Genomic DNA, 18,957 nt, shown 5'->3' on the forward strand with positions numbered 1-18,957 from the left:
CATTACTTAATACCGTAGCCTAGCGAGACGATGATGTTGTTGGTTTGCGTACGGCCGCCTAGCTTCTCAATAGCCAGCTGCGACAACGCCACATCCAGGCGCAGTCCGCTTAGCGCCACTCCTACGCCCAGGCTGGGCTGTACTTTCCACTCTTCACTCCCAGTGAAACTCTGAATTTGCTGCACGTTGCTGACGCCGCCCCGCAGATAAGCCACGTTCTTATAGCCAATTTCTAAGCCGGCACGCGGATCAACACTTACCGCACTACTTGAAATCAAGGTGTTGCGCTGTCCGTCGGTGGTTACTTCTAGGTCCACAGCGGCTAAGGCCGTAAACTCGCCTGGTAGCTTCACCAACCGGCCTACCCCCAACACGAAAGTGGGCAGCGTAATTTCGGTGCGGTTAGTAGGAATTTCCTCAAGTGGGGCACCGGGCGTTGGCTTCAACTCGTCGGCATTGATGGACCAGGCGTTATAGGTGGTGGTAATGTCGCGGGCCATAAGGCCGAGGCGCCAATTGCCTTTATCATATTGCATCCCTGCATCAATACCGAAGCCCCAGGCATCGGCAAACTCACCGATGTTGCGGTAGATAACCTTGGCGTTGGCCCCGAATTTCAGCCCTTCCACATTCCCAATTTTACGGGCGTACGACAGCAGCACCCCGTAATCGGCCACCGAGAAATAGCGAATTTTAGAGTAGTCGATATAGCCGAACTCGTTGATTAAGTCCCGGGTGTCAGCAATATCATCCACGCCCACGCGCACGGCGCTGATGCCGATGGCGCTTTTGTCGTCGAGGGGCATGGAGAAGGCGGCGTAATCGTTCTTTACAATGCCCGAGAACAGCTCGGAGTGCATCAGCACCGCGTCGTACTTGGCTTTTTGGCTGAGCAGGCCGGCCGGATTCCAGTAGCCGGCAGTAGCATCCTGGGCAAGACTGACTTGCACTTTGCCCATACCCAGCGCCCGCGCCCCAACCCCGATATTCAGGAATTCGTTGCTGTATTTGGGGGTTTTGTCTTGGGCTTGGGCGCCCGTAGAGGCGGAAAATAACAAGCCGGCCGCGCCGAAAAATAAGGTAGCAGTACGGAAGAAGTGCTTCATAGAGAAATGCGCTAAAAACGAGTAATCCGCTTTCCAACGCAAGGTACTACATATTAGTGCGTCAAGCTTGAAAACTCGGTGTTAATTCCCTGTACCTATGTGAATGCCAGCGGCTAAGCTGCCAATACCGTTACGCCGTTTCTTCTCGTTCCGGCGCCTTAAGCCATATAGGCTAGCAACCAAAGCGCCCAGCATGCAGCTGGCTCCAACTCCCCCTGTATCAGGAGTCCGGTTTTGGTAAGCTGCCCATACAGTGAATTTCAAAGTATTTATAATCCCGCCTATAAGGCTGGAAAGCGGGTTTTCAACCAAGCAATAAAAAATTATTATCAACAGTACCTTGCGTCACATAGTACCTTCTATTATCTTTGATCTATTCTTCACCGACTACCGCCTCAAGCCCATGAAAGTAGAGAACACCCAAGTGCAGATGCGGAAGGGAATTCTGGAATTCTGCATCCTGGAGATTATCGCCCGCGGCGAGGTTTACGCGTCCGACATGCTCGAAGAACTCACCCAAGCCCGCATGATTGTGGTGGAGGGGACGCTCTACCCGCTGCTCACGCGCCTCAAAAACGCCGGCCTGCTCGATTATACCTGGAAGGAATCGACGAGTGGCCCGCCGCGCAAGTACTACACCCTCACCGAAGGCGGGCAGGAATTCCTGCAACAGCTGCGCCTGACCTGGGAAGAAGTACAGGACTCCATCCGCATCATCCGCCAAAAGCCTTCCGCCAACGGGAGCAGCCTGCCGGTTCCGCTTTAACTCCGGCCCTCTTCTTCTCCCGATTTTTTCCGACTAGTTGCAGCACTGACTGAGATGAAAAAGAACATCAGCATCAACCTCCAAGGCATCATCTTCCACATTGAGGAAGATGGCTACGAAGTTCTGAGCCGCTATTTGGCGGAAGTGAAAGCCCACTTCAGCGGCTACCGTGGGCACGAGGAAATTGTGGCCGACATTGAAAGCCGCATTGCCGAACTGTTTGCCGCCCGCCTTTCCGGCACCAAGCAGGTGATTTCGCTGGAAGACGTGCAAGCCATGACCGCCAAAATGGGCCGGGTGAGTGACTTCCAGAGCGCCGACGAAGCCGAGGACGACGACGAACTACTAGCCGATGCCGTGGCCAGTGGCACCGCCGCCGGCACTTACACCAAAGCCGGCATCGGTGACCCCGACGGCCCCTTCGGCAAGAAAGGCGCCTTCGGTCCGGAAGGCACATTCGGTAAGAAAGGTGCTTTCGGCCCCGATGGCCCGCTAGGCGCCGGCTCCGAAGCCGACTCGACCGAGTCCCGCCGCCTGTTCCGCGACATGACCAACCGCAAACTGGCCGGGGTAGCCGCTGGTATCGCCCGCTACTTCGCCATCAACCCGCTGTGGGTGCGCCTGGGCTTTATCGGGCTCCTGATTCTGGTGCCTTTGGCCTTCGATGACCTGGGCTGGCTGGAACAACTCGGCGAAAAGCTGGCGGCATTTTCGGTTATCTCCTACATCATCCTTTGGATAGCCCTGCCCAAGCGCTACGACACTCCAACGGAGCAGGAAGACCGGAGCTACCGCAAGCTGTACCGCGACGTAGACAACGGCAAGGTGAGCGGCGTATCCGCCGGCTTGGCGGCTTACCTCAACACCGATGTCACTCTGGTGCGGATTCTGTTCATTGTTGGCTTGTTTGCCGGGGGCGTCTCTTTCATCCTCTATCCGCTGCTGTGGGCACTGGTGCCCGAAGCCAAAACCATATCGGATAAGATGCGCATGCGCGGCGACGCCATTACCCTCTCTGGCATTGATAGCAAGGTGCGCAATAGCTACACCGAAGAAGGTACCCCTGGCAACAAACGCCTGCTAGGCAGTTTCTTTGAGGATTTGGCTAAGGCACTGAATCCCCTGCTAACCTTCGTCGGCACGGCCATTCGCATCTTCGCCGGGTTGCTGCTCAGCGTCACAGGCTTTGGGTTGCTGCTGAGCTTCACCATTCTACTCGGGATAGGGCTGGGGCTTATTCCTGAGTCTGATACCTTCGTAACGGGGCCGCTGCCTGCGTACATCTTCCTCAATGGCGTGTCGCCGTGGGCGGTGCTGTGCTTCTACCTGATGGTAGCTATTCCCGCACTGGCTTTACTACTGGGTGGCTTGGGGCTACTGATTCGTCGTACTATTCTGCACCGGAGCGTAAGCTTGTCGTTGCTGGCCCTGTGGCTACTGGGTATCGTAGGCAGCAGCATTGCCGGCACCCGGCTGGCCCGTGAGTATCAGCGCAAGGCTGAAGTGATTCAGACCCAGACACTGACGCCACTGACCGCCAAACGCTTGGTGCTGGAACGCCGCTGGACGGATGTGGGTGAATACGTTGACCTCGACCTGATTCCGGTGGACAGTGGCCAGGTACCTCGCCTGGAGCGCGTACTCTCGGCCCGCGGCGCTACCGAGGAAGATGCCCGCCGCACAGCCGGCACGTCTATCCTGCACACGCTCGATACGCCCAACGATTCCACTCTGGTTATCGACGACCATTTCAGCTACCAGCCGGGGGCCCGCTACCGCAACCAGCGCCTGCGCCTGCGCCTGCTGCTCCCCCGCGACCGGACCTTCCGCATGAATGAAGGCTTCAGCAACTGGCTCGACGACGAGCAATACGTGAACGGCCAGGCCCCGTACAACGCCGACAAGCATACGTTCCGGTTGAGTGGCAGCCGCATCGAGTGCGTAGACTGTACTTCGGAGGACTTGCGTGGCACCGATACCAACGACGAGAATTCCAGCGAAGACGACTCGAACATAAACCTCGATTTCGGCACTTCTTCCACGTTCAGCACTGATGAGTCGTCGTACGGCGACGGCCGCCGCTCTTTTGCCGGCGACGATTTCGACCACGTGAGCGTAACCGGCCCGTTCCAGGTAGTGATTCGGGCCAACGACAACCACTCGGTGCGGGCAGCCGGCAACGAAGCCGACTTAAGCGAAATTATTGTGGAGCGTAACGGCAACGAGTTGGTGATTCGGCCGCGCCGCAAAAGCCTCACGGGGTCCAGCTGGCGCAGCTACAAGAAAATCCTGATTACCATCGAAACGCCCGAGCTCAACAAGCTAGAGCTGGTAGGTGCGGCGCAGGCGGTTGTAAATGGCTTTAGCAACGGCAATTTGGAAGTGGAACAAGCTGGAGCCAGCCTCCTTCGCCTCAATGGCTCTTTCAGCGCCCTCGACCTGGAACTAGCCGGCGGTTGCCGGGCTATCTTGGAAGGCGAAGCCGACGACCTGAACGTGAACGGAGCCGGCGGCTGCGAACTGGCTGCCGACGACTTCACCGCCCGCCGCGCCGCCATCGACATGATTGGGGCCAGCAAAGCCCGCCTGCGGGTGACGGAAAGCCTGGATGCCGATGCGGTGGGGGCCAGCGTAATAGAATACAGCGGCAAACCAACCAGTGTTACCAAAGACGCTACGGGTGCTTCCCGCGTGGAGTCGGTTGAGGATTAATTAGTAAGTCCTCACTTCACCGAATCCACATAGGTTGTATATATATTTGTCGTCGAAGATTTAGTTGCTACGTTAGGCAACGGTTGAACCAAGGCGTACATCTATACTGCTGATGAATTAAAAAAGAGGGTCTAATTTTTCTGGTGAGTGAAAGGCCGACCCCTCGAGGAAGCTCTTTTACTGGTCGTGCTGCAACCGGCCAGTGAGAGGCTTCCTCAACTTTTTTCTAGCAATCAGGCAGCAACTTGCTTGAAGCCGTATTCACAAAGCAGAAGGCCGGCATGCTACTCATAGCACGCCGGCCTTCTGCTTTGGTTCAGAACGAATTACTCAGTTACTCCGCTACTCTCTCCAAGCCCTTCTGCTGGCCCAGGTCCAGGAGCAGCGCAAAGGCCTCGTCATACTCATTGCGCACTTTGCCTTCCAGAATAGCCTCCAAAAGCGACTCCTTCAATTCGCCTACCTCACGGCTGGGCTTGAGCCCGAACGTTGCCATGATGATTTCGCCGGTAATAACAGGCTTGAAATTACGCAGGTGGTCCTTTTCCTCTACTTCCTTCAGCTTCTGCTCCACCACGTCGAAGTTGCGCAGGTAGCGGTTCTTTCGGTCGTAGTCTTTGCTGGTGATGTCGGCGCGGCACAGCAGCATCAGCCGGTCAATGTCGTCGCCGGCCTCGAACAGCAGGCGCCGCACCGCCGAATCCGTCACAATTTCCTTGGACAGCACAATGGGCCGCAGATGCAGGCGCACCAGCTTTTGCACCTGGCGCATTTCCTCGCCCAGCGGCAGTTTCAGGTCGGTGAAGATGCCGGGCACCCAGCGCGCACCCTTGTCCTCGTGGCCGTGGAAGGTCCAGCCCACGCGCTTATCGTAGCGTTTGGTGGCGGGCTTGGCAATGTCGTGCAAGATGGCCGCCCAGCGCAGCCACAGGTCGCCGCCGGCCGTTACCACGTTATCAAGCACTTGCAGCGTGTGGTAGAAATTGTCTTTGTGTGCATGCTGCCCCACTTTTTCCACCCCGTAGAGCTGCGCCATCTTCGGGAAGATGAGTTGCAGCAGGCCGCACTGAAACAGCAGCTTGAAGCCGTAGCTCGGCTTCGGCGCCATAATAATCTTGTTCAGCTCGGTGGTAATCCGCTCCTGCGACACGATTTTAATGCGCTCCTTATTGCGGGCCAGCGCATCAAACGTATCGGGCTCGATGTCGAAATCCAGCTGCGTGGCAAACCGGATGGCGCGCAACATCCGCAATGGGTCGTCGGAAAAGGTGATATCGGGGTCGAGGGGCGTGCGGATGGTGCGGCGCTGCAAGTCGCCCATGCCGTCGTAGCGGTCTACGAGGGCGCCAAAGTCGGCGGGGTTGAGGCTGATTCCGAGGGCGTTGATGGTGAAGTCGCGCCGGGCCAGGTCTTCTTCCAGGGAACCGGCTTCCACTTCCGGCTTGCGGCTTTCGGCCCGGTAGCTTTCCTTACGGGCACCCACAAACTCCACTTCAATTTCCGGCGTCGGCAGCATAGCCGTTCCAAAGTTCTTGAATACCGTCACGCGGGGCCGGCCGGGCAGCTTACGCCCTACCTCCTGCGCCAGCCGGATTCCGTCGCCCACGCACACCACGTCCACGTCCTTGCTTTCCCGCGCCAGCGCCAGGTCGCGCACAAAGCCCCCTATCACGTAGGCCGGGTAGCCCAGTTCGCCGGCGGCAGCGGCAATGGTGCGAAACAAAGGAAGGTCAGGTAGTTGTGGGGTGTTCATAAAACGGTAAGTAAGCGGCAAAGGTACTCCGCAACTCGCATTGCCTGAAAATCGGGCATTTTACCCGGCAAGAATACTGGCCCGTATCCACTGCCAGTGGCTCCGGCTTCTTCGGCCAGGTCAACAAAAAACTCCCCCGGCGTAAAGGCCGGGGGAGTTTTCATAGGCTTATAAGCAGGGTAGAACTACTGCTTGGCAGGAGTTTCTTCCACCAGTTTGTCGGCGGGCTGGTTGCGTACGGTAGCCGTGTCGCCTGCTTCTGGTGCTACTTCCGATTTAACTTCGGCAGCGGCATTGTCGGTAGCGTTTTCAACGGCGTCGCCTGCTTTCTCAGTGGCGTTAGCGGCATCGGTAGCAGCGCTTTCGGCGGTAGCCTCTGCGTTTTCCTGGGTTTTCTCCGAGCAGGAAGTCAGAGCGAAAGGAGCAAAAGCAGCCAGAACAAGCAGGGATTTAACAGAGAATTTCATAGTTGAAGTCGAATGTTTTTGTGGAAGATTCTCTGTTCATACCCCGTCACTCCGGAAAGTAACCCACCCGCTGTCAGATTCTCTTCCTCAACACTTAAAGCAACTACCGCTACGGTTGAGGTTAACCAGTTAGTCGCGCAGCACTTCCATCTCCCCGTCGTCCAGCACGCGCACCACCCTCGACGGCGTGGTGCGGCTGGTTTCATCCTGCCGCCAGTTCACTACGTAGTCGGCGCCGCGCACCAGCGCAGGGTTCACCTCGGCATACAGCCCTGGTGTGGGCTCGCCGCTCAGGTTGGCCGACGTTGAAACCAGGCCGTGCCCCAGGCGGCGCACCACTTTGTGGCAAAACTCATCATCGAGCACCACCCGCAGGCCAATGGTGCCGTCGGCGGCCAGCAGGTTGGGGGCCAAATGCCGGCTAGCCGGCACAACGTAGGTGGTAGGCTTCGACTGCGCGGCCAGTAGCTTTGACAGATGCGGCGGCACCACTTTGGCGTAGCGCGCAAACATCACCTCGTCGGCTACCAGTACAATGCACGATTTTTCCGGCGGGCGCTGCTTCAGCTTATATAGGCGCTCCACGGCGGGCGGCACTTCGGCGTCGCAGCCCAGGCCCCATACCGTATCGGTGGGGTACAGAATGACTTGCTGCAACAGCAGCGCATCAACGGCGGCATCCACTTCCTGACGAAAAAAGTTACTCATATGCTTGGTTGCTGATTGTTGGGGTTGGTTTGCCGATTGATTTACTTGTTGATTTTCAGGCTACTGGATCAGAAAGCAGTGGTTCTCTTTTCCAGCCTATTAACCAGTAACAAGCAATAATCAGCAACTCAAATACTCTGGCAAAGCTCTACCAGTACGCCGTTGGCACTCTTCGGATGCACGAAACACACCAGCTTGTTGTCGGCCCCGCGCTTGGGTTCTTCGTTGAGCAGCACGAAGCCAGCCTCCCGCAGGCGGGCCATTTCCGCCCGAATGTCGCTCACCTCGAAGGCCATGTGGTGAATACCTTCCGGTTTTTTGGTGAGGTATTTACTGATGGCGCTGTCGGGCGAGGTGCCAGCCAGCAGTTCCACCTTCGAGCCGCCCACCTGAAAAAACACGGTATCTACTGCCTCACTGGCTACATGCTCCCGTTTGTAGGGCTCCTGCCCCAGTAGCACCGTGTATAGTTCCGTGGCGGCTTCCAGGTCCTGCACGGCTACGCCTATGTGTTCCAGATTTGTGAGCATAAGCACGGTGGCAGATATAGCGCTGCTTCTTTGGATTTGTTCTACTTTTGCAGTGCCAAAGTAAAACCAGTTCGCGGATTTTTGTGTTCTATCTGCAAATGAATAGCCTCTGGTTTTCTTTGACTACCTTTTGATTTCCAGATTTCCTTTGAAACCTGCTTAACGCGCCATGCTCAAGCTCCCTATTTACCTCGATAACAACGCAACCACGCCCCTCGATCCGCGGGTGCTGGAAGCCATGATGCCCTACCTGACCGAGGTGTTCGGCAATGCGGCTTCCCGTAACCACCCGTTCGGTTGGGCGGCCGAAGAAGCCGTTGACTACTCCCGCGACCAAATTGCAGCCCTCATCAACTGCGACCCCAAGGAAATCATCTTCACCTCAGGCGCTACCGAGTCGGACAACCTGGGTATCAAAGGGGTTTTCGAGATGTATTCCCAGAAGGGCAATCATATCATCACTGCTACCACCGAGCACAAAGCGGTGCTCGATACGTGTAAGCACATCGAGAAGCTCGGCGGCCGGGTTACCTACCTGCCCGTAAACGCCGAGGGCCTCATTAGCCTCGAAGAGCTAGAAGCCGCCATGACCCCCCAGACCATTCTGGTGACCATCATGTACGGCAACAACGAAACCGGCACCATCCAGCCCATCCGCGAAATTGCGGCCATTGCCCACAAGCACGGTGCGCTGTTCATGACCGACGGCACGCAGGCGGTAGGCAAAATCCCGGTTGACGTATTAGCCGACGGCATCGACTTGATGGCTTTCACGGCCCACAAAATGTATGGCCCCAAAGGCGTAGGGGCGCTGTACGTGCGCCGGAAAAACCCACGGGTGAAGGTGACGGCCCAAATGGACGGCGGTGGCCACGAGCGGGGCATGCGTTCCGGCACCCTGAACGTACCCGGCATCGTAGGCTTGGGCAAAGCCTGCGAGTTGGCCCGCCTGGAAATGGCTGCCGACACGGCCCGCCTCAGTGCAATGCGTGACCGGCTGGAGAAGGAGCTGCTGACGCTGGAAGAAAGCTATGTAAACGGTTCGCGTGAGCACCGTCTGCCGCACGTAGCCAACATCTCCTTTAAATACGTGGAAGGCGAAGGCCTGATGATGGGCGTGAAAGACTTGGCAGTTTCGTCGGGTTCGGCCTGTACCTCCGCTTCTTTGGAGCCGTCCTATGTATTGAAAGCCCTGGGTTTGAGCGACGACCTGGCGCATAGCTCCTTGCGCTTTGGGTTGAGCCGCTTCACCACCGACGAGCAAATCGATTACGCCATCAACCACGTAAAAGAAGCGGTAACCAAGCTTCGCGAAATGTCGCCGCTGTGGGAGATGTTCAAAGAGGGCATCGACCTGAGCAAGATTGAGTGGGCCGAACACTAGAATCAATTAAAAATTAAAAATGAAGAATTAAAAATTGGCTTCTTGCCGGTTTTGCGCTGTAGAGCAACTCATTTTTAATTTTTAATTCTCAATTTTTAATTCTTTTCAAAAAAAGCCATGGCTTACTCCGATAAAGTAATCGACCATTATAGCAACCCACGCAACGTTGGTTCGCTGGACAAGAGCAAGAAAAACGTAGGTACCGGCCTAGTTGGTGCCCCTGAGTGCGGCGACGTAATGCGCCTGCAAATCGAGGTTGACGAAATCACCAACACCATCACCGACGCTAAATTCAAGACGTTTGGTTGCGGTTCGGCTATTGCGTCGTCGTCGCTGGCAACGGAGTGGCTGAAAGGCAAAACCGTAGATGAGGCGTTGGCTATCGACAACATGGAGATTGTGGAAGAGCTGGCCTTACCGCCCGTGAAAATCCACTGCTCCGTACTAGCCGAAGATGCTATCAAGTCGGCCATTAATGATTACCGCGTAAAAAACGGTATGCCGGCGCTGGAAGAGGCCAAGTCGCACCACTAATAAAGTAAGCAGAAGACAGAAGCTAGAAGACAGAATGTATTCGCCTTTGTCGGCTAGTACCTTATCTTCTAGCTTCTAGTTTCTGCCTCCTCGCTACTTAGCAATGGACGTTTCTGCTTCCGATATCCACGTTGAAAGTGCGCGCGTTCAGCAGCAGATCGAGCAGTATCTGGGTATGGGCTCGGGTAATTTGCTGTTCGAGTTCCGCCAGTTGGACAACCAAACGCGGCTGGATCTGATTACAGTAAACCCGCGTCACCAACAAAGCTTCCTGTTTCGTTATGAAGTAGGCTATGACAGGCTGGATGTGTTGCGCAAAATGTTAGCCTACGTGCAGCGCTACCGTGATACGGAAAGCTCCTACACCATTCAGTGGCGTGCCCGCGGCGACAAAGAGTTACAGACTTCGTATTTCCGCGCCCACAACGCATACGAAGCCCTTGACAAGCTTTACTACGGCCGCGACCTGAATACCATCACTGTTTTCAGCGTGGTATTAAACCCTTCTTCTTAAGTTTAGTTATTGGGTACTTGGGATCTTAGGAGCCTGATTTTTTGTTTTGGTACTGCCAGCTCACAGAAATTAGAACAGCAACTAAGCCCGAACATTCAAAGCTCTTAAGCCTTCAAACCCATGATTACCGTTTCAGATAAAGCCAAAGAGAAAGTTGAAAAGCTCATGCACGACGCAGAGCTTGATGCAACATATCGGCTGCGGGCCTCGGTGGCTGGCGGCGGATGCTCGGGCCTGAGCTACAAGCTCGACTTCGACAACGAGGTGAAGCCGATGGACCAGGAGTTCGAGGATAAAGGCGTGCGGGTAGTAGTAGACATGAAGAGCTTCCTGTATTTGGCTGGCACCGAGCTTAACTTCTCGGATGGCCTCAACGGCAAAGGCTTCTACTTCGACAACCCTAATGCGTCCCGTACCTGTGGCTGCGGCGAGAGTTTCTCGGTGTAGCTCAGCTGCGCTACAAACGCTACACCATACCAAAACAAAACCCCGCTCTTCCAAAAAGAGCGGGGTTTTGTTTTACTGGTCTGTCGCCGGGCTTATAGCTCGCGCATGAACCGCTGCACAGTACGGCCAGAAGCTGATTGAAGCTCCAGGAAATAGGCTCCGGTGCGCAACGACTGCATATCTACGGTGTTACCGCCTTGGGCTTCCCCTGTAAGTACGGTTTGGCCCAGCGTGTTCAGTACCCGATATTTCACGGTTCCCAGCGCAGCATTCAGAGTTACCAGGCCGGTGGTTGGGTTGGGAAAGAAAGCACCCGCCATCCCTTCCTTATGCTGCACGGTAACTACCAGCGAAAAGGATTCGGTGCCGTCGGTGTCGATCTGACGGAGCCGGTAGTAGCTCAGGCCACCTAGTGGTTGTGCGTCCAACCACTCGTAGCTGTGGCTTTGGCTGCTAGTTCCTTGCCCTGCTACGCGGCCGATGGTTTTAAATTCGCTGGGTGTGCTGCTCCGCTGAATTTCAAAAGCAGCGTTGTTTTTCTCAGAAGCCGTAGCCCATTTCAGTTGCGTGCCTTTCGTAGCAGCTTCAGCCGTGAAGCTTTTCAACTCGACGGGTAGTGGGGCGTTGGTGCTATTGCCAATAGAAACTTCATCTATCGTCCAGAGTTCATTAAGATTATCGTTCGTAGCAACTATACCCAGGCGAATATTTAAAGCACCATCAGGTAAGTTTATCCTGTAATTAGAATATCCTTGGCCTGTGTGGTTTCCGTTGCCGTTAGGGGGTGTAACGACGTCTGGGATATTACTTGTATTAAAAGTAACCACCCTTTGTGGTGGAGTACCTGAAGAGAAATCCCAATATGAGCCCCCATTGTTTTGACCAGTGATTTGTAAAACATAGTAAAGATTGGTGCCTCCATCTATACTCACATACACCTTGATATCATCTGCTAAATCAAGGCCTTCATTATTTACTTTTCCCCAAGCTCCTACTTTGAATTGAATGTAATTGCCTCTAGAGGATGCTGTAGTATATCTAGTGCGGAATAGTACGCCTTCCGTAGCTCTACTTACTCCCCACGCACCGCTTCCTGGATTGCTGATATCAAATAATGGAGACCCATCATTAGTCCATCCTGTACCAGCAGTGCTTCCTGCGAGAATAGGAGTGACTACTCCATCAAAGCCTAGTTCAGTAGTATTATCATTAGTACCCTTAAAGCTCTGTACATCCAACGGTGATTGAGCCTGTACAGCATAAGCGGATAAGCTTAGAATACCACTCAGTAAAACAGCGTTTCGAAGCTTGTTGTGGATATGAATAAGGGGGGAAAGGTTTTTCATACTGTTGCAGGTGGTTATGTTAAATTTTTTATAAATAAAGTTAAATAAACAGTAAATACCGCAAATTTCATTATCATTATTTTTCTTCACAGTATAACTATCAGCCGATTGTACTATAATACATATTCAAACTCTGCCATCTGCGTTGCAAGCACCACAATACCAAAGAGCGTACATCGCTATTTATGAGGCAGATATCATAATATAGAATAGCTTAACCGCAGTCTAAGAGCGTTTGTGCTACTTGTTGGCTGTACTATAAAATGCAACCGTCCTTTCTCGTTGATAAGAAAGGACGGCTGTAGGTAGCTGGCAGTAGGTAAATTACCTCAATCCGTTTTTGTGAATTTGCGTACTACTCGTCCGGCGCTGGAAGTTATTTCCAGCTGATATAAGCCCACAGGAAGCATAGCCACATCTAGTACAGTGATAGTGCTGGCTATACTACCAGCCAATACTACACGCCCAGTAGTACTTAGTACCCGGTACTGCGTGTTGGTAGTGGGTGCTACTACGGTGAGTGTATTTTGGGCTGGTATAGGGTATAATGCTACTCTCTGCTCTGATGTTACTGCCACCACTGGCGAGAAGGTTGCGGTGCCATCAGTGTCGAGTTGGCGCAGGCGGTAATAGTTGATTCCAGTGCCCGAGTTTCGGTCGAGAGCGTAGTAGTGCTGCGTACTGTTACTCTGCCCCTTACCGGCCACAGTAGCTATGGTCGTGAAACTGTAGCCGTTGGTGGAGCGCTGGGCCTCGAAAGTAGCGCTATTCGTTTCCGAAGCGGTAGTCCAGTTCAACTCTACGCCATCCGGTGTCCGCTCGGCCTCAAATCGGGTGAGCGTAACGGGCAAAGGCAGCAGATCTGGATTGGTACTGGCCAGAATAAAGTCGCTAAACGAACTGAATGGCGCCGACACGAGTGTGGTGTTGGTAGTGCTGGAGCGGCCGATGTTGCTCCAACCGCCTCCCTCACTCTTGGCCATGACAAATGCCGGATCATTAAAATTCGCAATTCTATCATCAGCTCCGAAGCTCAACTCAACCGTACCGCTAAATGTGCCAGCGGCAGGTACCGGGCTCGGGCTTACCGTGAAATACCGGACGCGAGATATGCTTCTGATATCTCCCAGCAGTACCTGATCTGCGGGGGAACCCTCGTTCTGTTCGGCGGTGTACGTGGTAGTAGCGGGTGGCACCACCACAACAGTGAGCTTCAGTGGCCGGTAAGCAGTGCCTTTGCCAACTGGAAAAGTCAGCTGCCCGGCCCTCATAGCCTCCCGGCTAAGCGGACCATCAATAAAACTGATGGCGCTACCACCCGTTACTGTTGCGCTGGCACTCAGCGTCAGTGAAGCACTGCTAGTAGTGCGTATAGTCCCGTTCGTTAGTATCAAACCCGTATTTACCTGAACGGGGCGAAGAAGCGCGAGGCCGGTAGGGTTGCTTACTTCCAAGCTCCCCTCGAACGTAGGATTGTTCCCACCTACTCCCGTAATACTCTGTAAAACAGTGCCGTTAAACCGCACAATCGAGTTGGGCGGCCCACCGAAGCTGATGGTTCCGCCGTTGATAACAAGATTACCCGCAAGCTGCACGGTAGTCAGGTTCAGGTTGGCATTTCCACTTGTTACTTCTAAATCGTTAAGTACGTTTAGAATACCCGCGCCCGTGGCAGTCAGGTTGGCAGCTAGCTCCAGGGTACCAAAGGTGCGGTTGCTGAAAGCCAATGGCGACGACCTGGCAACGAAACGGCTACCCCGGTCGAAACGGGCTACCGCGGAGGCTGTATTCCCGAATGGACTTGCGCCGGCTAACTGCGTGTAAACGGAACCACTTTGAAAAATAGTGGAATTGATGGTGCCAGTTGTGCCAAACGCATTACCCGTGAAGTTTGCACCGGCGGTGAACGAGCCACCAGCACCAAATAGCAACGACTCGGACCCAGCCGCCACGATAGTGTGCGCCGCACCGTTGAATGTTACGGACCCTGTAACACTCCCTTGACTACCGGCAGCCAGCGTTACCTGCACGGCGGCTGGCCCGTTGAACTGTACACTGGTAGCTGCTCCTGAAACTTCAAATTCGGCCCCAGGTAAGCTACTATTGATGGCTATACTTCGAGCAGCACTGGAACTGAAAGCAACTCGTACGCCATTCAGAAACCGTAGCTGCGCAACCGACTCGGGGGCAGTAAAATCCAGTTCCACCTGTGGGGCAGCAGGTGTGGCAATGGGCGTGGCCAACGGATCAAAAACTAAGATATCAGTAGTTGCTGCTGTTACCCGGGTTGGGGTCCAGTTCAGCCCATTACTCCAGTTTCCGTTGCCTCCGTTACCGGTCCAGGTATAGGTGATACTCTGCGCCCAACTACCTCCCGGACACAACAGTATGAGGGCGAATAGTAGTCGTTGGATAGTTTTAAGACCTGTGAGTTGCGGCAACGAAGTACAAACTAAAGTCATAATTTAAGTTTAGCGTGAGGAATAAGTAGCAGGTGCCAGTGGCACGCGCTAACCACCGAACTTGAAATTACAATATTATCTTGAAGTAATTCAAGTTATTTACATAGTTATCTTTTCTATTTATATACAAAAAAGGCCCTCTGCTTCCGCAGAGGGCCTTTTCACTGTAAATCGAGCACAAGAAGTTATTGCTTCACCACTCGCTGTACAATCCGGTTTGCGCCTGTTCCAACGCTTACCAGGTAAGTACCAGCTTGCAATTCACTCAGGCTTATTTCACCATTTGCTGGTAGTTCCTGGCTGCGTACTAAGCGGCCAGCCAAGTCGGTGATGTATACTTTTTGAGAGGCACCAGCCTGCCCTTGAGGCAAGATGATGGTCAGTTTACCTGTGGTTGGATTCGGATAGAACGTTGCGCTAGCCAGGCCACCGTTGTTGATGGCTACTACCGGTGAATAAGCATACGTACCATCTCTATCAACCTGCTTCAGGCGGTAGTAGCTCAATCCCATCAGTGGTTGGCTATCTACTGCTTCGTACGAAGTACGTGAGGAAGTGGTGCCTTTGCCTTCACGGGTCAGAATGGTTTCGAACTCCTGCCCTGATGCGCTGCGCTGAACTTCAAACAATTTGTTGTTGAGTTCCGAAGCCGTCACCCAGTTGAGCGCCACCTGATTATTGCGAAGTTTACCGGTAAAGGAAACCAGCGTTACAGGTAGTGGCGTACCAGGCACGATAATTCCATTGATAACTCCTGGTACCGGCGGCGACAAATAGTTCTGGGCTCCACCGATAGCAATGTTGAAGTTCGGATCAATGTAGTTGTACTCGAAGCTGTAGAAGTAGTAAGTAACTGCCGGATCAAGTCCTTCAATAGTAGCATTTTGGGTTGTTCCGGAATACACTACAAAGTAACCAGGAGCAATCTGTGGGCCTTGCCCGTACACTTGGCTACCAGCCAGATACCCTTCCCCATCCAATGGCTGGCTGGAAGCAGGCAACGTAGCACTAGTGCTGGCAGCAATCAAGCGGCCCTCACCATACCCAAGTGCGGCGTAGTTGGCAGGCAAGTTGAAGTTTACGGTAGCTGTGTTGCCACTCCGGGTTACGGTTGGGCTGCTTCGCAGGGTAGGCTCCGTATCAATTGAGCGGCCCGACAACAAATCGTTGGCTCCAAACGACTGAACATTGGTATTGTTGAAGTCGTTGCTGCGGAACTGTAAAGTAGACTGTGCTGCCCCCAGATAAGTTGGTTTGTAACGGAAGTATATCTGCTGATTAACACTAAATGTGCTCTGGTCCGGCGTCAGCATCAATGTGTTGCTGAAGTTTACGTTATCCGCCGATATTTCGAACTGTTGAACATTGTTTGGGTTCAACGGATTAGGAGATACCGATTTAGAAATGATGATATTCTGCTGCACTCGCTCAGCCTTGATGGTTAAGGCCTGGCTTGCCGATGCCGTATTGATAACAACGGTAAGAATCTGCTGAGGTGCTGTTAGGATCTGAACAGAAGGCTCGCTGGTTCCTTCCACTGGCAAACCTTGGGAACCGGCAGGGCTGCTGGTGAAAATAATCAGCGAGGTTGTGCTCAGAGCGGATGGCGGCAAGAAGCGGACATATACTGTTACGGCCGGATCAATGTCATTTCCGGCGTTGCGAGGTACCGTAATAACGTTGCCTGTTCCTGTAATACCAGCAAACGAGGCATCCAGGGAAACCTGGAAATATTGCGGGGCTCTTACTATGATATCCTGCAACAGATTGCGGCCTGATACCTGATACGATTGCACTGCCGAAGGAAGGCCCGGCACGGTTGAGAACAAGGTAAGGTTGTTGGCTACCGTGAAGGTAGATTCGTTACCAATCGAATTGTTAGCCGTGATGTTAACTACAACTGGCGTTGCACCGGTGCTGGTAAGGGTAATGTTCCCGTTGAATACACCATTCGGAATTGGGCCGAACAGTTGCACCTCAATAGTCCGCAATGATACGCTTCCGCTAACAGGTGTAATGCTGATAGGGCCGCTAACAAAGCTGCCACCCGCTGAAGCGTCGCGGAACCGAATGACACCGCTCGAACCCGTCAGCACCAATGGCGCGGTTAAGTTACCCGCGCTGATTTCGAATGTCAGTGCCTGAGCCGAGCCACTGCTCGATACGGTTTGGAAATCCAGTGAGGTGGGATTTGCCGTGATAAATGGACCAGTTGGGGCCGGCGTAGCTATTCCCGATACATCTACTCCGGTGGTTAGAGCCCCTGATGAAGTAACCGAGACAACATCATCGTAGCTGCCATCCACCGTAGGCGCGAAACGGATATCAATGCTGGAATTAACAGCACCGCCCGTAGGAGTCAGCGTGATAGAGGCACTGCTGAACGGATTGGCTCCCTGCCGAATCTGGAAACCAGTTGGTGCGGTAATAGTTACAGGATTCACCAGGTTGCTACCCGAAACGGTGAACGACTGCACGGCCGAGGTCAGACCAACCTGCGTAGTCGGAAATGTGAGCGAATTGGGAGAAGCCGTCAGCTCAGGAGCTGGAGCCACGCCTGTACCTGATACAGCCACGGTACGCGTCTGCGCGTTTACGCTGGTCAGAGTTACAGAACCGCTATAGGACTGAACAGCCGTTGGGGCAAATAGCACATCCACGATGGTAGATGCTACTACTCCTCCCGACTGAGTGAGTGTCAGGGAAGAGGTGTAGCTGTTGCTGCCTGTCCGAATCAGGAACCCGTTCGGAGCAGTCACAATGATGTTATTTGTCAAATTCTGGCCGCTTACAGTAATTGTCTGCGATGCGCTTTGCGTATTGACGTCGGTGTTATTGAAGATGAGGGTAGTAGGCGACACCTGGATAGCAGGCGCAGCCGTAGCATTAAGAACCACGTCGTCAAGACGGTACAGATTACTATTGTTATTCAACCGAGTAAACCGAATCCGTAGGTTATTCACCTGTGGAATGTTGCTTGTAATAGCATACTGATTGAAAATAGACCCGCTGGTTACGGTATTGGTCGTTAAAGCCGCGTAGGTAGCCGTAATATAGTTGGTACCATCAGCACTGAACTCCACCTGAAACTGCGCGTTCAGTGTCCCGATAGCAGTACCGGTAGGAGCTAATAGCCCGAACGTAAAGCTAGGGGACGATAGAGCTGCTGTATTAATATTAGCAATCTGGAAATTATAAGGCGGTGAATCGCTACGAGTAGGACCTGAGTTACCACTTACGTATCCAGGGCCGAAATACACAGAGTTTGATCCGCTGGCTCCGGGGTATCGGTTGAGAGACACATCCGCACTGGAATTACTGTTCGCCAATACAGCCGAACCGGAATATACAAACCCTCTTTCCGTGTCATTATTGAATCCTCCCTTGCCATAGTAAGAGCTGATGGATTCACGGGAAAGAGCCGTTGTGCCCATTCCTTCGCTGAAGGTCTGCGCCATTCCATTGAATGACACAGTGAGTAATAAAAGCAACAGCACCCACAGGCGGCTGCTTATCGTCGGGCGCGACTTAGGTATTTGGTACTCAGGTTGCAAGGCCCGGCGTAGATTACGCAGGTAAGAGTGATTCATAGTGAGTATGAAAATGGGAGAGGAATTACGAGACAGAAAAAACTTTGAAGCACCGTTTCCAAGAAACTAGGGCTAATTACGAGACAAGCACCGTGATGGATTATTACATTTTTTATACATTATAAAATTTTCCATAGAAATTACACGTCCTATATGTTCAAGCTCCTGGGTCATCACGCGTAATGCCAACTGCTTTGTGGAGAGCGTTATTCAGCTGAACTCTATCCTGAATTGGTTCTGTTCCTACCAGTCATATTCCACACGATCCTATCAACATTCTGAAACTGTAGCTCTTTTGTGCAAAAATGCACCATTTTTTACTTTCTACCTATTAAGATTCATTAAATAAAACAAATTTTGTTTTACCTATTATCAGCAGTCGGTGTAGCAGCTTTATTTACCTACCTGTTTTTCCTTATGCTAACGCCATAAGATACTTGCTGCTGCTACAACGCCAGTTATTTTTATGCTACATGTAGCACCATGTGCGGTACCGCTTCTTAATCATCAAGTAGCCAAAAATTTTTAACTATCTGTAAATCAAAAATATAACCAAAACATAAAAGACATAGCACCCAAGTTTCAAGTACACACATAAGGAAGCTCATTCCACTGCTAATTGCCTGGAAGTAGTGCCA

Annotated in this window: 14 protein-coding genes; 6 read left to right on the plus strand and 8 right to left on the minus strand. The window is 53.0% G+C overall.

Going from position 1 to position 18,957, the window contains the following annotated elements; translation table 11 throughout:
* Positions 1 to 2: 2 nt before the first annotated feature.
* Positions 3 to 1,106, minus strand: coding sequence for a putative type IX sorting system protein PorV2 (locus J0X19_RS16535; RefSeq protein ID WP_206985533.1), 1,104 nt, complete (start codon positions 1,104 to 1,106; stop codon positions 3 to 5).
* A gap of 403 nt (positions 1,107 to 1,509) precedes the next feature.
* Between J0X19_RS16535 and J0X19_RS16540 the strand changes: the two genes are divergently transcribed.
* Positions 1,510 to 1,872, plus strand: coding sequence for a PadR family transcriptional regulator (locus J0X19_RS16540; RefSeq protein WP_206985630.1), 363 nt, complete (start codon positions 1,510 to 1,512; stop codon positions 1,870 to 1,872).
* A gap of 54 nt (positions 1,873 to 1,926) precedes the next feature.
* Complete coding sequence (locus J0X19_RS16545) at positions 1,927 to 4,584, plus strand: PspC domain-containing protein (protein ID WP_206985534.1); 2,658 nt, start codon at positions 1,927 to 1,929, stop codon at positions 4,582 to 4,584.
* 334 nt (positions 4,585 to 4,918) lie between these two features.
* Here J0X19_RS16545 and J0X19_RS16550 read toward each other — a convergent pair whose 3' ends face one another.
* The 4 genes from J0X19_RS16550 to mce all read right to left on the minus strand — a co-directional run bounded on the left by J0X19_RS16550 (position 4,919) and on the right by mce (position 8,042).
* Positions 4,919 to 6,337 carry a CCA tRNA nucleotidyltransferase gene (locus tag J0X19_RS16550; protein ID WP_206985535.1) on the minus strand — a complete coding sequence of 473 codons (1,419 nt, stop codon included), beginning with the start codon at positions 6,335 to 6,337 and terminating at the stop codon, positions 4,919 to 4,921.
* Positions 6,338 to 6,522: 185 nt separating this feature from the next.
* Positions 6,523 to 6,804, minus strand: a complete 282-nt coding sequence (locus J0X19_RS16555) for a hypothetical protein (protein ID WP_206985536.1) — start codon at positions 6,802 to 6,804, stop codon at positions 6,523 to 6,525.
* Positions 6,805 to 6,933: 129 nt separating this feature from the next.
* Complete coding sequence (locus J0X19_RS16560) at positions 6,934 to 7,512, minus strand: L-threonylcarbamoyladenylate synthase (protein WP_206985537.1); 579 nt, start codon at positions 7,510 to 7,512, stop codon at positions 6,934 to 6,936.
* Positions 7,513 to 7,640: 128 nt separating this feature from the next.
* The gene (gene mce, locus J0X19_RS16565) at positions 7,641 to 8,042 is read right to left on the minus strand and encodes a methylmalonyl-CoA epimerase (protein WP_206985538.1); all 402 of its coding nucleotides are present in this window, start codon (positions 8,040 to 8,042) and stop codon (positions 7,641 to 7,643) included.
* Between the two features lie 169 nt (positions 8,043 to 8,211).
* On the opposite strand from mce, the gene J0X19_RS16570 reads away from it, so the two are divergent.
* The 4 genes from J0X19_RS16570 to J0X19_RS16585 all read left to right on the plus strand — a co-directional run bounded on the left by J0X19_RS16570 (position 8,212) and on the right by J0X19_RS16585 (position 10,921).
* On the plus strand, positions 8,212 to 9,426 hold the full coding sequence (locus J0X19_RS16570) for an IscS subfamily cysteine desulfurase (RefSeq protein WP_206985539.1): 1,215 nt from the start codon (positions 8,212 to 8,214) through the stop codon (positions 9,424 to 9,426).
* 117 nt (positions 9,427 to 9,543) lie between these two features.
* Positions 9,544 to 9,960, plus strand: coding sequence for a Fe-S cluster assembly scaffold IscU (gene iscU / locus J0X19_RS16575; RefSeq protein WP_206985540.1), 417 nt, complete (start codon positions 9,544 to 9,546; stop codon positions 9,958 to 9,960).
* A 103-nt stretch (positions 9,961 to 10,063) separates the two neighbouring features.
* The gene (locus tag J0X19_RS16580) at positions 10,064 to 10,474 is read left to right on the plus strand and encodes a hypothetical protein (protein ID WP_206985541.1); all 411 of its coding nucleotides are present in this window, start codon (positions 10,064 to 10,066) and stop codon (positions 10,472 to 10,474) included.
* A 120-nt stretch (positions 10,475 to 10,594) separates the two neighbouring features.
* Positions 10,595 to 10,921: a HesB/IscA family protein gene (locus J0X19_RS16585; RefSeq protein ID WP_206985542.1), complete on the plus strand. Its 327-nt coding sequence runs from the start codon at positions 10,595 to 10,597 to the stop codon at positions 10,919 to 10,921.
* Between the two features lie 92 nt (positions 10,922 to 11,013).
* On the opposite strand, the gene J0X19_RS25160 is transcribed toward J0X19_RS16585, so the two are convergent.
* The 3 genes from J0X19_RS25160 to J0X19_RS16600 all read right to left on the minus strand — a co-directional run bounded on the left by J0X19_RS25160 (position 11,014) and on the right by J0X19_RS16600 (position 18,283).
* Complete coding sequence (locus tag J0X19_RS25160) at positions 11,014 to 12,357, minus strand: T9SS type A sorting domain-containing protein (RefSeq protein ID WP_206985543.1); 1,344 nt, start codon at positions 12,355 to 12,357, stop codon at positions 11,014 to 11,016.
* A gap of 239 nt (positions 12,358 to 12,596) precedes the next feature.
* Positions 12,597 to 14,510 carry a T9SS type A sorting domain-containing protein gene (locus J0X19_RS16595; protein ID WP_206985544.1) on the minus strand — a complete coding sequence of 638 codons (1,914 nt, stop codon included), beginning with the start codon at positions 14,508 to 14,510 and terminating at the stop codon, positions 12,597 to 12,599.
* Positions 14,511 to 14,914: 404 nt separating this feature from the next.
* The gene (locus J0X19_RS16600; RefSeq protein WP_206985545.1) at positions 14,915 to 18,283 is read right to left on the minus strand and encodes a T9SS type A sorting domain-containing protein; all 3,369 of its coding nucleotides are present in this window, start codon (positions 18,281 to 18,283) and stop codon (positions 14,915 to 14,917) included.
* Positions 18,284 to 18,957: the final 674 nt, after the last annotated feature.

It is taken from the genome of Hymenobacter telluris (genome assembly GCF_017313265.1).
Taxonomy (GTDB): Bacteria; Bacteroidota; Bacteroidia; order Cytophagales; family Hymenobacteraceae; genus Hymenobacter; species Hymenobacter telluris.